Annotated in this window: 16 protein-coding genes and 1 tRNA gene; 11 read left to right on the top strand and 6 right to left on the bottom strand. The window is 58.8% G+C overall.

Annotated features, from left to right (window positions below; all coding sequences use genetic code 11):
* Positions 1–104: 104 nt before the first annotated feature.
* The 5 genes from infB to Mhypo_RS05915 form a co-directional block, all read right to left on the bottom strand.
* Positions 105–1,820 carry a translation initiation factor IF-2 gene (gene infB / locus Mhypo_RS05935; RefSeq protein ID WP_119340389.1) on the bottom strand — a complete coding sequence of 572 codons (1,716 nt, stop codon included), beginning with the start codon at positions 1,818–1,820 and terminating at the stop codon, positions 105–107.
* A 36-nt stretch (positions 1,821–1,856) separates the two neighbouring features.
* Positions 1,857–2,147: a YlxR family protein gene (locus tag Mhypo_RS05930; protein WP_119340431.1), complete on the bottom strand. Its 291-nt coding sequence runs from the start codon at positions 2,145–2,147 to the stop codon at positions 1,857–1,859.
* A gap of 77 nt (positions 2,148–2,224) precedes the next feature.
* Positions 2,225–3,409 (bottom strand): transcription termination factor NusA, encoded by a 1,185-nt coding sequence (nusA, locus tag Mhypo_RS05925; protein WP_119340388.1) that lies wholly within the window; start codon positions 3,407–3,409, stop codon positions 2,225–2,227.
* Between the two features lie 60 nt (positions 3,410–3,469).
* Positions 3,470–3,967: a ribosome maturation factor RimP gene (gene rimP, locus Mhypo_RS05920; RefSeq protein ID WP_170148223.1), complete on the bottom strand. Its 498-nt coding sequence runs from the start codon at positions 3,965–3,967 to the stop codon at positions 3,470–3,472.
* A gap of 177 nt (positions 3,968–4,144) precedes the next feature.
* Positions 4,145–4,231: transfer RNA gene (locus Mhypo_RS05915), tRNA-Leu, on the bottom strand.
* A gap of 254 nt (positions 4,232–4,485) precedes the next feature.
* Between Mhypo_RS05915 and Mhypo_RS05910 the strand changes: the two genes are divergently transcribed.
* The 10 genes from Mhypo_RS05910 (at position 4,486) to Mhypo_RS05865 (ending at position 12,568) form a co-directional block, all read left to right on the top strand.
* Positions 4,486–5,628, top strand: a complete 1,143-nt coding sequence (locus Mhypo_RS05910) for an ABC transporter ATP-binding protein (RefSeq protein ID WP_119340386.1) — start codon at positions 4,486–4,488, stop codon at positions 5,626–5,628.
* On the top strand, positions 5,621–6,484 hold the full coding sequence (locus tag Mhypo_RS05905; RefSeq protein WP_119340385.1) for an ABC transporter permease: 864 nt from the start codon (positions 5,621–5,623) through the stop codon (positions 6,482–6,484). Before Mhypo_RS05910 ends, Mhypo_RS05905 begins: the two co-directional genes overlap by 8 nt.
* A complete protein-coding gene (locus Mhypo_RS05900) occupies positions 6,481–7,260 on the top strand; it encodes an ABC transporter permease (RefSeq protein ID WP_119340384.1) in 780 nt (259 codons plus the stop codon). Before Mhypo_RS05905 ends, Mhypo_RS05900 begins: the two co-directional genes overlap by 4 nt.
* A 19-nt stretch (positions 7,261–7,279) precedes the next feature.
* Positions 7,280–8,305: a polyamine ABC transporter substrate-binding protein gene (locus tag Mhypo_RS05895; RefSeq protein ID WP_119340383.1), complete on the top strand. Its 1,026-nt coding sequence runs from the start codon at positions 7,280–7,282 to the stop codon at positions 8,303–8,305.
* 177 nt (positions 8,306–8,482) lie between these two features.
* Positions 8,483–8,932 carry a c-type cytochrome gene (locus Mhypo_RS05890; RefSeq protein ID WP_170148227.1) on the top strand — a complete coding sequence of 150 codons (450 nt, stop codon included), beginning with the start codon at positions 8,483–8,485 and terminating at the stop codon, positions 8,930–8,932.
* A 42-nt stretch (positions 8,933–8,974) separates the two neighbouring features.
* Positions 8,975–9,406, top strand: a complete 432-nt coding sequence (locus Mhypo_RS05885) for a c-type cytochrome (protein WP_119340381.1) — start codon at positions 8,975–8,977, stop codon at positions 9,404–9,406.
* Between the two features lie 60 nt (positions 9,407–9,466).
* The gene (locus Mhypo_RS05880; protein WP_240637135.1) at positions 9,467–10,015 is read left to right on the top strand and encodes a PadR family transcriptional regulator; all 549 of its coding nucleotides are present in this window, start codon (positions 9,467–9,469) and stop codon (positions 10,013–10,015) included.
* A gap of 47 nt (positions 10,016–10,062) precedes the next feature.
* The gene (modA, locus tag Mhypo_RS05875) at positions 10,063–10,917 is read left to right on the top strand and encodes a molybdate ABC transporter substrate-binding protein (protein ID WP_119340380.1); all 855 of its coding nucleotides are present in this window, start codon (positions 10,063–10,065) and stop codon (positions 10,915–10,917) included.
* Entirely contained in the window at positions 10,917–11,597 is a 681-nt protein-coding gene (modB, locus tag Mhypo_RS05870) for a molybdate ABC transporter permease subunit (RefSeq protein ID WP_119340379.1), read from the top strand. Before modA ends, modB begins: the two co-directional genes overlap by 1 nt.
* Entirely contained in the window at positions 11,564–12,568 is a 1,005-nt protein-coding gene (locus tag Mhypo_RS05865) for an ABC transporter ATP-binding protein (RefSeq protein ID WP_119340378.1), read from the top strand. The genes modB and Mhypo_RS05865 overlap by 34 nt, the downstream gene beginning before the upstream one ends.
* Here the strand turns inward: Mhypo_RS05865 and Mhypo_RS05860 are convergent.
* Positions 12,565–12,744: a twin-arginine translocase TatA/TatE family subunit gene (locus Mhypo_RS05860; RefSeq protein ID WP_119340377.1), complete on the bottom strand. Its 180-nt coding sequence runs from the start codon at positions 12,742–12,744 to the stop codon at positions 12,565–12,567. The genes Mhypo_RS05865 and Mhypo_RS05860 overlap by 4 nt on opposite strands.
* Before the next feature lie 136 nt (positions 12,745–12,880).
* On the opposite strand from Mhypo_RS05860, the gene Mhypo_RS18320 reads away from it, so the two are divergent.
* A partial coding sequence (locus tag Mhypo_RS18320; RefSeq protein ID WP_206074894.1) for a hypothetical protein occupies positions 12,881–13,210 on the top strand: 330 nt, incomplete at its 3' end.

Here is a 13,210-nt window from a genome sequence, read left to right as displayed (position 1 = left end):
TATCGCCCTCCGCTACGCGGATAACTTCGGCCCTGTTGATTCGTTACCGAACGGTAACGAATCAAGCAAATCTGGTATGACAACAGAACAGTCTGCATAGCGTTCTAGTCCGTGGCCACCTCGACCTGCTGGGTGGCCTCGAGGATATCGCCCTCCTGGAACTCGGTGAAGCCTTCCAGCAAGATCCCACACTCGAAACCCTGAGCCACTTCGCGCACGTCGTCCTTGACGCGCTTTAGGCCCTCAATCTTGCCTTTCCAGATTTCCTTGCCCTTGCGCAACACCCGTATATCGGCGTTGCGGGTGATCTTGCCCGAGGTGACCATGCAGCCCGCGATGGTACCCCTCGAGAGCTTAAAGATGGCCCGCACCTCGGCGGTGCCTAGGATTTCTTCCTTGAATACCGGTTCGCGCTGCCCCTTGACCATCTTGCGAATCTCGTCAATCAGCTCATAGATGATGCGGAAGGTTTGCAGCGGCACCCCCTTTTGTTCGGCCATTTTCTTGACCGAGCCGCTGGGGTTGACGTTGAAGGAGAGGATGGCCCCATTGGCGGTAGAGGCCAGCAGCACATCCGATTCGCTGGGGGCTCCGACCCCGGCCAGCAGCACGTGAATCTTGACTTCTTCGGTGGACTCCTTGGCCAGGATGTTTTGAATGGCTTCTAGAGAACCCTGGGTGTCGGTACGCAGGATCAGGTTGATTTCTTTCTGCTCGGCTTCGTGCATGGAGCGCATTAAGTCAGCTAAATTGCGGGCCCGGCCCAGCTCAGCAACCTCCTGGCTGGCCTTGCGCTCAAGGATGCGTTCCTCCGTGATTTCCTTGGCCGCGACCTGATCGGGCACCCAGGTGAAAGTGTCGCCAGCCACCGGCAAATCCGAAAAACCTAACACCTGTACGGCGCTGCCCGGCCCGGCCTCGCTGCGCCGGGCGCCCTCGGCATCGGACATGGCCCTGATTTTGCCCCAGTGTTCACCGGCTACCACAAAATCGCCAATCTTCAGGGTGCCTTGCTGTACCAAGAGGCTCACCAAAACCCCCGCTTGCTTGTCTACCCGCGCTTCCAGGATAACCCCCTGGGCCTCGGCTTTGGGGTCGGCCCGCAGGTCTTCGAGCTCGGCTGTCAGCAGGATGGTCTCGAGCAGATCTGGAATCCCCTGGCCCGTCTTGGCCGATATGGGCAGCACTTCCACGTCCCCCCCGTAAGCCACCGGTACCATGCCGAGTTGCATAAGGTCCTGGTGAACCTTATTTATGTCGGCTCCTGGCAAGTCCATCTTATTCGCAGCAAAGATAACCTTGGCCCCGGAGGCCCTGGCGTGGGCGATGGCTTCCCTGGTCTGGGGCATGACCCCTTCGGTGGCCGCAATGACGATAACCGCTATATCCGCGACCTTGGCCCCCCGCTGGCGGATGGTGGTGAAGGCTTCGTGACCAGGGGTATCGATAAAGACCACCGTGCCGCCGGGGGTTTTAACTTCAAAAGCCCCCACATGCTGGGTGATGCCCCCGGCCTCCTTCTCGGCAATGCGGCTTTTGCGCAGGTAGTCCAGCAAGCTGGTCTTGCCGTGGTCAACGTGCCCCATAATCACCACCACCGGAGGGCGGTGGGGAATGGACTTGCGGGCTTCCTCGGCTTTTCGCTTAGCTTCGGCTACTTTTTGCTCGCCGATAAGTTCCTTGATGGCCTCGGCGGTGGTGTCCTCGAGGGTGCTGGCATGGGACTTATAGGCCACCCCCATATCGTCGAGGATTTTCAGCAGCTCGTCGTTGGTCATGCCAAGCTCTTTAGCGAGCTGATAGATTCTGATTTTTGCCATGCTGACCTCCTATGTATATGTCGCAGGTCGCATGTCTCAGGTCGAAGGTTTACCGACCTGAGGCGCCTGACTTTCGACCCTTCCAAGAACGGTTTGTAAAGCCTGCGAAAGTTCCTGGGCCTTGGCCCCAGCAAAGCGACGCAACTTTTTCTCGACCCAGCACTCGGGTTTGTCGGGGCACACATAAGCACCGCGTCCGGGCTTGCGTCCGGTTGGGTCGAGGACGGGGCCTGCCTCCGTAAGCACAATCCGCAACAATTCGTGCTTGGGCCTGCGCTCACGGCAAGCAATGCACTGACGCATAGGGATGTGTTTAGCCGTTGGCATCCTGCCTCCGTTGCGGAGCACGAAGCTCAGGTCCTGGGCCAAAGCAATCTTCGACTGACCTGAGCCGTGCGACATGACTACTCACCTTCCTTGAAAAGGCTCTCGAAGCGGCTCTTGGCGTCTTGCGAGACCTTTACACCCTCTTCCTTTTCGGCAGCCTTGAGGATGGCGGCGTCGAGGTCGGTGATCTCCTCGGCTTCCTCAAAATCAATCTCGTAGCCAGTTAGCTTAGAAGCCAGGCGCACGTTTTGACCGGCCTTGCCAATGGCCAGTGAGTGTTGGTCCTTGGCCACTACCACGGTGGCACGGTTTTTACCATCCTCAGTGGTAGCAGGCTCGATCAGGATTTCACCTACGGTAGCGGGCGAGAGCGCATTGCGAATGAACTCCTTGGGGTTTGGGCTCCACTGGATAATGTCCACCCGCTCACGGCCCAGCTCAGCCGACACCGCCTGAATGCGCTGGCCTTTGTGCCCGATGCAGGCTCCGATGGGATCTACGTTGGGGTTGTGGCTCATCACTGCCACCTTGGAGCGGCTGCCGGGTTCGCGGGCCACAGCCTTGACCTCCACGATGCCCTCGGCAATCTCGGGCACTTCCTGGCGCAGCAAATAGCGCAGGAGCTCTTCATTGGCGCGGGAGACCACCAGGCTGGGGCCCTTGGCTGAGCGCTGCACCTGCTTCAAATAGACCTTCACCCGCTGACCGGGGTGATAGCGCTCGGTGGGAATTTGCTCTTTTGGGGGCATCAGGGCTTCGCCTCGTCCGAGCTCCACATACACGTTGCCCCGGTTGTCCACCCGGGCCACGCTGCCGGTCACCACCTCGCCTTCTTTATCTTTGTATTCGTTGTGAACGCGGGTGCGCTCGGCTTCCTTGAGGCGCTGGGTGAGCACCTGTTTGGCAATCTGCACCGCAATGCGGCTGAATTCCTCCGGGTCTACCGGGAACTCCATCTCCTCGCCCACGGCCACTTCGGGGTCGTATTTTTGTGCGGTAGCCAGGTCGATTTCCTTATCGGGATCCTCGACGGTTTCCACCACTCGCTTGATTTCCAGCACCTCGAGGTTACCCTCCTGGGTGTCCAGGTGTACCTCCACAATGGGGCCTTTGCCTTCTTCTTCCACTTCTTTCTGGCGAAAACCCTTCTGCCGCAGATAGGCCAGCCGCAGGGCCTCCTCGAAGTTAGAGATCAACTCTTCGGCAGTAACCCCGCGCTCGTGGGCTACCTGGGAAAGGGCGTCTACAAATTCTTTGTTCACGGATTTTGCCTCCTTTTTGTGTTTTAGGGCTTATAGCGATAAGGCTGTGAGCCAAATGGCTCACCTTGGTTTGTCCGGCCACTCTGCCAGATGGGCCTTGAAGGTGCCCAGCTTGAGGGTGCGAGTCTCATCTTTCTCGAGCAAGAACTCCACCGCATCGCCCCTGACCGGCCCCACCCGCCCGGTAAAGTTGCCTTCTGGGCTACGCACCCTGACTTTTAGCCCCACAAAGCGCTCAAAGTGACGGGCGGTATAGAGCGGGCGGTCGGCGCCGGGCGACTCGACCTGGAGCAGGTAATGCTCAGGTAACAGGGCCTCGAGCTGATCCAGCCGGGCCCCCAGGGCACGGTTGGCCCGTTCCAGATCCGAGACCGAGACGGGTACCTCGTCCTTACGCTCGATGCGTACCAGCAGCACCCGGCTCTTGCCGCCCTTGAGGCTGGCCTCGAGTACGTCGTAGCCGAGTGGCGACAAGACGCTTTCGGCCAGTTGATCCCACTGGAGCACACGGCTGCTTTCGGCAGCAGTCCCTTCTGTCTGAGGATTATCTGGCTCCACTCGATCACCTCCTTCCCAAGAAAGAAGGGTGGGTTTGCACCCACCCCCCTTTGAATCTCGGGAGAACTTAGCCAATATGAGTCTAGCACCCTTTGATGAGAGAGAAAAGTGGGGTGGGTCGCCTTGTATGAGCAGGAAGACCCCAGCAAAAAAACCCCTCCAGAAAGAGGGGTTGCTTGGTGCCGGGAACAGGACTTGAACCTGCACACCCTTGCGGGCGCATGACCCTGAATCATGTGCGTCTACCAATTCCGCCATCCCGGCTCAGGGCAAAAAGAATAGTAGCCAGTTCTGGTCTCTTCGTCAAGGGGTACTGGCCGGTGGTCATCCAATAGGGTCGCATTAGGCTTTGTTCTAACCCAAGACCAGACTGGCCTGAAGCCTTGGGCATCCGGTTGGCTCCAGTGCTTCGCTTTGCGATAGAACTCGAGTTCACTGGTTTATCCCAGATGATGGCCAACTCTTTTGCCAGAGTCTGAGCTTGCTAATAACCTTTGCCAGAGCGTACACTCTGCCCTGTGGAACCCACCCTATTTCGCGGCAGACGCGAGCGAAAGCTGGGCCAGAATTTGGCTGTGCGCCTCGAGGGCATCACCAAGCGCTTTGGCGATCAAAAAGCTGTGGACAATGTAAGCCTCGATATTCGGGATGGTGAGTTTTTTAGCCTGCTGGGGCCCTCGGGCTGTGGCAAGACCACCCTGCTGCGTATGATTGCGGGCTTCGATACCCCGGATGAGGGCCGGGTCATCATTGGCGGCAAGGACATGACCGAAGTACCGCCCTACCTGCGCCCGGTCAACACGGTATTTCAGAACTACGCGCTTTTCCCCCACATGACTGTTGAACAAAACATCGCATTTGGGCTTCGAATGAAAAAAATGCCCCGCGACGAAATTGCCCGGCGGGTGCAGTGGGCCCTCGAGCTCATCAACCTGCCGGGCTACGAAAAACGCCGCACCGACCAGATGTCCGGCGGGCAACGCCAGCGCATCGCCCTGGCGAGGGCCCTGGTCAACGAGCCGGAAGTGTTGTTGCTCGACGAGCCGCTCTCGGCCCTCGACCTCAAGCTGCGCCAGGAACTGCGGGTAGACCTGATGAACCTGCAAGAAAGGTTGGGTATCACCTTTATTTTTGTCACCCACGACCAGGAAGAGGCCCTGGTGATGTCGGATCGTATTGCCGTAATGAACAAGGGCCGCATCGAACAACTGGGCCCCACCGAGGAAATATACGAGCTACCAAAAACGGCTTTCGTAGCCAAGTTTATCGGCGACTCCAACCTGATTCCGGCCCAGGCCCTGGAGCCCCGCAAGGTCAGGACGGCCCTGGGCGAGTTTGTTCTCGATGAAGAAGACGCCCTTACCCCTGGCCAGGAGGTACTGCTCTCCATTCGCCCTGAGAAAATCCGCCTGTTTCGCGATAAACCCAATCTGCCCAATGTCTTCCGGGCCAGGATAGACGACATCATCTACACCGGTTCGGAGAACCAGTACGTGCTGCTGGCCGACGGCCAGCGCCTGATGTGCGAGACCCTCAACCAGGATATCCAGGAGCCCGGCCATGAGGAGTTCACCTACGACGAGGAGGTCTGGGTGGCCCTCACCCCGGAAAAACTGGTGGTGATTGAGGGTGGGGTGGAAGGGAGCAACCCCTATGCGTGAGGCCGCAACCCCCTGGGAGCGCTTGCGCCAGATGCTCATAACCGTAGGGCCCGGTGCGTTGTGGCTGGGGCTGTTCGTTCTGATTCCTACCCTGATTATGCTGGTGGCCTCATTGATGAGCCGGGGCAGCCTGGGTCAGCTGGTGCCACCTTTTGGCCTGCACAACTACCTGCGCTTTTTCTCCGACCCGCTTTTCCTTGAGATTATCGGTCGTAGCCTTTGGATTGGCCTGTGGTCTACGGTCTTCATCATGCTTTTGGGCTACCCGCTGGCCTTTTACATTGCTCAGAGCCGCCACAAAGAGGTTTTGCTCCTGCTGGTGGTGATTCCCTTTTTCACCAACTTTCTGATTCGGGTGTATGCCTGGATTGTGATCTTTCAGAAAGAAGGCTTGCTCAATGGCCTCATTACCGCCTTTGGCCTCCCGCCCGCCGAACTGCTGCCCTCTACCCTGGCGGTGTACGTGGCTACGGTCTATACCTACCTGCCTTTTTTTGTCCTGCCGCTATATGCTGCCGTTGAGCGGATTGACTGGAGCCAGCTCGAGGCCGCCTACGACCTCGGCGCCCGGCCCATCCGGGCCTTCTGGGAGGCCATCTTCCCCCAGACGGTGCCGGGCTTGTTTGAGGGCTTTTTGTTAGTGTTCATCCCGGCGGTGGGCACCTTCGTGATTGCCGATTTGCTGGGCGGGGGCAAGGTTACACTCATCGGCAACCTGATCCAGCTACAGTTTGGCTCGGCGCAAAACTGGGCCTTTGGTAGCGCCGCCAGCATGGTGCTCATGGCCATGGTGCTGCTCGGCCTCTGGCTTTACGCCCGTACCCAGGGCGAGAAAGGACTGGACAAGCTGGTATGAAACGCCTGCTCTCCATCCACGCCTGGCTGGTGTTTGCCTTCTTGTATCTGCCGATTGCGGTGATTGTGGCGCTATCTTTCAACCAGAGCCGTTTTGGGGTGCGCTTCACCGGCTTCACCTTTGACTGGTATGTCCGGCTTTTTAGCAACGAGCGGATTTTAGAGTACCTTACCAATACCCTGATTGTGGCGGTGGTTTCTACCGTGGTGTCCACTGTTTTGGGCACCCTTTTAGCGGTGGGGCTGGTGCGGCATCGATTCCGCTGGCAAAACGCTTTGCGCTACTTGCTTTATGTGCCGGTGGTGGTGCCGGATGTGGTGATGGGTATCTCGCTGTTGTTGCTGTTTGATGTGGTGCGCGATGCCATCGGTTGGCCCCGGCTGTCGCTTTTTACTATCATTCTGGCCCACATCAGCTTCCAGATTGCCTACGTGACCCTGGTGGTGCGGGCCCGTCTGATGCTGCTGGACCCTAGCTTAGAAGAGGCCGCCAAAGACCTGGGGGCGACCCCCTGGCTCACCTTCCGCGAGGTCACGTTGCCGCTCATCATGCCGGGGGTGGTTTCGGGGGCCCTGCTGGCTTTTAGCCTGTCTCTGGACGATTTTGTGGTTACCTTTTTTACCGCGGGCCCAGGCTCGACCACGCTGCCGCTTTACATCTACTCTTCGGTCAAGCTGGGGGTCAGCCCCGAGATTCACGCTCTCTCTACCTTGATGGTGGGGATTACAATCCTGGTGCTGTTGTTGGGGACACTGTTCTGGAGGAAGCGGGCCTAGCTGTAAAGGGAGGTTGAGTGTGAATAGATTTTTGCTAGTGGCTTTATTGGGGCTCTTGATTGCGGGTTGCGGCCAGCAGAAAAAAGAGCTACGACTTTTGAACTGGTCGGATTACATGCCCAAGGAGGTGCTCGAGGCCTTCGAAAAGCGCGAGGGCATCAAGGTGGTGGAGGATACCTACGACTCCCCCGAGGCCATGCTTTCCAAGCTACAAGCTGGTGGTGACGCCGAATACGATGTGCTGATTACTGCCGACTATACCGTGGGGATGCTGGCTCGAGCCGGGAGTTTGCAGGAGCTCGACAAGGGCAAAATCCCCAACCTGAAGAACCTCGATCCCCAGTTCACCGATCCGGCCTTTGATCCCGGGGCCAAGCATAGTGTGGTCTACCAGTGGGGAACTACCGGGCTGGCCTACCGCGAAGACCTGGTCAGTGGGCCTGTAGAAAGCTGGGCGGTGCTGTTCGACCCGGCCCGTCAGGTGGGGCGGTTCTTGCTGTTGGACGAGATGCGCGAGATGATGGGGGCGGCCCTCAAATACAAGGGCGAGTCGGTTAACACCACCGACCCGGCAAAACTAGCGGAGGTGCAGGCGCTTTTGCTCGAGGCCAAGCGCCGCTCCCAGGGCTTTGCCGGAGGCACCAGCATCCGCGACCGCCTGATTGCCGGAGACATTGCAGTGGGGCCCGCTTACTCGGGCGACATCCTGGCGGCCCAGCCCGAGAACCCCAAGCTCAAATACGTTATTCCGCTGGAAGGGGCTACCCTTTGGACCGACAACCTGGTGATTCTGAAAAAAAGCCCCAACCACGAGATGGCCTATAAATTCATCAATTTCTTGCTTGAACCCGAGATTGCTGCGCAAATCTCTAACTCGATTGGCTACGCTACACCGGTAGCGGCCGCCATGGATCAAATCGAAGAAAAAGACAATCCCATCATCTACCCCAGCGAGGAGAAAAGAGCCCGCCTCGAGCTGCTTGCCGACCTCGGAGACCAGGCCGAGCTGTTCAACAAGGTGTGGTCAGAAGTTAAGTCGCGATAAGGCCCTCTTCGTAAGGACGGTGCTTTCCCAACAGCCGGGCGCCCACAAAAGCTTGGTAGGGTATGCAGCACTACTGGTCTTAAACCCGACGGATGTTTAGGATCCGTTAACCAAAGCGTTTGTCCGGCAAGGTCTTACTTTTGTCAGAAAGGGTGGGGCTATACTCGAGGCGTGAGAATGCTCCTGGGGTTTCTGACCCTCTTCAGCCTGGCCCTGGCCCAAACCGGGCCCCAGCTTTACCAGCAGAACTGCGCGTTCTGCCATGGAGAGAATGGGCAGGGAAGGGTGGGCGCCTTTCCGCCTCTGGCAGGACACACCACCGAGCTGATCAAAACCCCTGAGGGCCGGGCTCACCTGATCAACACCCTGCTTTTTGGCATGCAAGGCCCCGTTCGGGTCAAGGGCAATACCTACAACGGGGTCATGCCAGCTTTTGGACAGCTTACCGATGAGCAGATTGCAACTGTGCTTAATTACATCCTCAACGCCTGGGGTAACGACAAGCTACTGCCGCGCGACCACCGGCCCATTACGCCAGCAGAGGTCGCCAACGCTCGCAGTGTAAGCGGTAGCCGTCCAACCCCCCAGCAAGTCGGCAACAATCGTGCGCGTATAAACGTCCCGTAGGGTGTTAGCCTGGAATCTCTTGTGGAGGAGTCTAAATGAAGCATCTTCTTGCGTTGGTGTTTGATATTCTCTGCTGCCTTTGCGCAAAGTGGGCCTACCCTGTACCAGCAATGCCAGGGGTGTCACCAGCCCACCGGTATGGGGATTCCTGGGGTGTTTCCCCCGCTGGCCGGACACGTTCCCGAAATTTTGGCGGCCAAGGGGGGGCGAACCTGGCTTGTCCAGTTGCTGCTGTGGGGCATGAGCGGTGAGATTACGGTCAAAGGGGCAAAATACAACGGGGTTATGCCCGGTTATCGCCAGCTCAGCGATGCCGACCTTGCCGCCCTGCTGAACCACATCTCGACCCAGTGGGGCAACAAATTCCCCGCAGGCCAACGGCCCTTCACGGCGGCAGAGGTAAAAGCGCAAAGGGCCAAGACCCTGACGGCAGCTCAGGTCAACGCAGCCCGTAAGGCGCTGGGACTAAAGTAATCGGGCTGGGATTTTTTTCGAGGGCACCCGAGGGTGCTCTCGTTTTGTTAGGCTGTGGGTGTGAAGAGCGAAGCAAACCCGAAGCTTTCGACCACCGACTGGGCGGTTTTGGCGGCTTTGCTGAATCAGCCTTCGCATGGGTTTCGCATTGCCTCGCTCTTTGCCCCAGAGGGCGAACTGGGGGAAATCTGGCGCATCCAGCGCACCCAGGTGTATCGGGCGCTAGAGCACCTGGAGGCTCGAGGTCTGATTGAGGCGGTGCGACAGGAAGAGGGCGATGCCGGGCCGCCCCGAACGCTTTTTGTCGCCACCGCTACTGGTCAGGCGTCGGTGCTGCGCTGGCTGCAGACCCCGGTGACACGGCTGCGATATGGCCGCTCCGACCTGCGGCTCAAAATAGCCTTTTTGATGCGTCTGGGATACGACCCGATGCCGCTGCTCGAGGCTCAAAAGCGTGTTTTTGTGGAGATTCTCGAAAGCTTGCAAAAGCAACCCCTGGAAGCCGAGGGCATACACCTGGTCTCGGTTCTTTGGCGCTTGGAGATGGCCAAGGCCAGCCTGCGCTTCATTGAGCAGCTTCTGGGCCGCAGTGTGCCCTTGGCCAAATAGGCCCTTTCCCATATAGTTACACTGTAACTAATGGAGGGAGGCCGTTCATGCTTCGATTCCTAAGTCTGTGTTTGCTGCTAATTGGGGTGGGCCTAGCCCAGACTAACACGATTCGGGTGGTTGCCGCAGCAGATTTGCAATACGCGCTGGCCGAGATTGCCCGGGATTTTGAGCGCCAGAACCCTGGAACCAGGGTTGAGATCAACTTCGGTTCTACGGGAAAGTTATATACCCAGCTCATGCAGGGCTTGCCCGCAGATATCTATTTTTCTGCCGATGAGGTCTTCCCCACGCTGCTGGAACAGGCCGGCCGGGCCGAGCCGGGCACTGTGAAACTTTATGCCGTGGGCCGTATGGTGATATGGGCCTCGAACAGCTTGGTACAGCAAGGGCTTGATCCGCGCAAGCTGGGGCCGCGTATCTTGCTTGATCAGAGAATTACCAGGGTCGCCGTCGCAAACCCTGTTCATGCACCCTATGGACGCGCCGGAGTGACCCTCCTGGAGCGCTTTGGTCTGCTGCGTCAGACCCAGTCGGTCAAGTGGGAGGAGATGACCGCGGGTATTCCTGCTTATTACGACACTGGACCGCTACGGCGGGGTAAGCCCAGTTTTGAGTTCGTGTACGGCGAGAACATCTCCCAGACGGCGCAACTGGCCCTAACCAGCACCAATATCGGCCTGATTGCCCTTTCCATTGCCAGAAGCGAGGCCATGGAGCGGGCCGGGGTATTCTGGCTGGCCCCCCTGAGCAGCCACCTCCGGCTCAACCAGACCTACGTGATCATGCGGGGCCAGGATCGCCCGGCGGTACGGCGCTTCTACGACTATATAGCCACCCCTGAAGCCCACCGGGTGTTGCGCAAGTATGGGTTTTTGTTACCAGGAGAGAAACTGGAGTAATGGACGACCCGGTTTTCTGGAGAACCATGCGCCTGACCCTGGAGGTCAGCCTGGTCACCACGGCAATTTTGCTTTTGCTGGGGGTGCCACTGGGCTGGGTGCTGGCCCACAAACGCTTCTGGGGCAAGCGGGTGCTGGAATCCATTGTGCTCCTGCCCCTGACCCTGCCGCCTACTGTGCTGGGTTTTTACTTGCTCTTGTTACTGGGGCAAAACGGCCCCATCGCCCAGACCTTTGGCTTCACCTGGGCTTTTCGCTTCGAGGGGCTGGTGGTGGGGTCGGTGCTCTTTAGCCTGCCTTTTGCCCTCAACGGCTACCGGGAGGCCTTTCGCAGCCTGGATTTGGACTTGATTCAGACCGCCCGCACCCTGGGGGCGGGCTGGCGGCGGGTCTGGCTCGAGGTGATTCTGCCCATTACCTGGCCGGGTATACTTTCGGGCTCAATTTTGGCTTTTGCTCACACCCTGGGCGAGTTTGGGGTGGTGCTGATGGTGGGGGGCAGCATTCCCGGCAAAACCCAGATGGTCAGCATCTACATCTACGACCAGGTGCAGGCCCTTCAGTTCGGGCGGGCGGCAGAGGCCTCGGCTATTTTGCTGTTGGCCAGCTTTGCCCTTGTGTACCTGGTGCGAACCCTGGAGGACGTGTGGAGATCGCGTATGCCCTCGAGCACCCGGTGAAGCTCAAGCTCAACCTGCATGTGCAGGGCTTTACGGTCTTGCTGGGGGAGAGCGGGGTGGGCAAGACCAGCCTGCTGAAGGCGCTGGCCGGTTTGATTCCGGCAACCGGGCAACCTTTTGCCGGGTTGCGGGCCGAAGAGCGTCCGGTGGGCTACCTGCCCCAGCACTTCGCCTTATTTCCTCACTTGCGGGCCTGGCAGAATGTAGCCTTTCCGCTGGCCCATCTACCGGCCGCTCAGCGCAAGCAAAAGGCCCTGGCGTACCTCGAGCAGATGGGTATAGCCGAGTTGGCCGAGCGCTTCCCGCGCCAGATGTCCGGTGGGCAGCAGCAGCGGGTTGCGCTGGCCCGCGCCCTGGCCCGCGAGCCCCAAATTTTGCTGCTGGACGAACCGACCAGCGCGCTGGATATGGCTACCCGGGAGGAGGTTTTTGGAGGGGTCCTCGAACGCCTCAAATCCCTCCAGATACCCACCCTGGTGGCCTCGCACGACCAGTGGTTGGCCCAGCGGGCCCACCAGGTCGCCGTGCTGACCCGCCGGGGACTCGTTCAGCAAGGCCCTGCCGATGAAGTGTTTACCCGTCCGGCCACCCTCGAGGTGGCCCGGCTGGTGGGTTTTCGCAACCTGTTCGAGGGTAGGGTGCGGGGCCTGGAAGGGGACTGGGCCTGGGTAGAGTCGCCTTTGGGGGTGTTTCAAGTGGCCCGGCCCGACTGGTCGATGCTCGGACAGAAGGTCTGGCTGGGCCTGCGCTCGGAGGAGGTATTCACCCTGGATGGGCCGCAGAATCGTGTGCAGGGCAGGGTGCGCCGGCTTAGCTGGCAGGGCTTGCGGCTGCGCGGTCAACTGGAGGTAGGTGGGGCAGTGCTGGACTTTTTGCTGCCCCGATACAAGCAGGCCCAGCTTGGTCTGGCCGAAGGTCAACAGCTCGAGGTCGCCCTCGAGCCGCGCTTTTTGCACCTGATGCCGAGCTAGGATTGCTTTTGCTCGGGCTTGCTCTCCTCCGGCTTCTTTTCGTCCTCGCTCAGGCCTTTGCGAAACTCCTTGGCCGACTGGCCGAGTCCTCGAGCCAGCTCCGGTAGTTTGCGGGCACCAAACAGCAAGACCACAATCAACAGGATGATAATGAGTTCAGTAGGGCCTAGTGGCATACACTTCCTCCTTATCGTCAGTATACGCTGACTGACTTAGACCAAGAGATTGACCCGCCCCTGAAAAGGTCGTCATAAAGAAGAACCGTGCCGAGAGTCCTTGCAAAGGATCCGGTCAGCACGGTACTTCTGTACGATGTTTGAAGACGTACAGTGTAGTTTATCGCGTTTGCAACAATGGGAACAAGGCTATGTGTTGGGCTTGCTGCAATCAGCCCATAAAACCCCCAGTGCGATAGCAGCCAGTGGAACGATAGGGTATAGCCCCAGCTATAGCTGTCGCCTGCTACGACAAGAAGCCAAACCCCACCAGTCCAGTCGAGAGCGACGGTTGGAAGTAGCCCCCAAGGGGATGTACCTGGGGGTGGACTTGGTTCCCGTAGCCCATCAAGGATGTTGGATCGAGGGCGTGGATCGGGTGTACTCCAGCAGTGATAAAGCTCCGGTGTGGGGACATAACCTGCTG

This window comes from Meiothermus hypogaeus (genome assembly GCF_003574035.1).
GTDB lineage: Bacteria > Deinococcota > Deinococci > Deinococcales > Thermaceae > Meiothermus > Meiothermus hypogaeus.
Note: the sequence above shows the minus strand (reverse complement) of the source record. Positions and strands in the feature narration are given on the sequence as shown.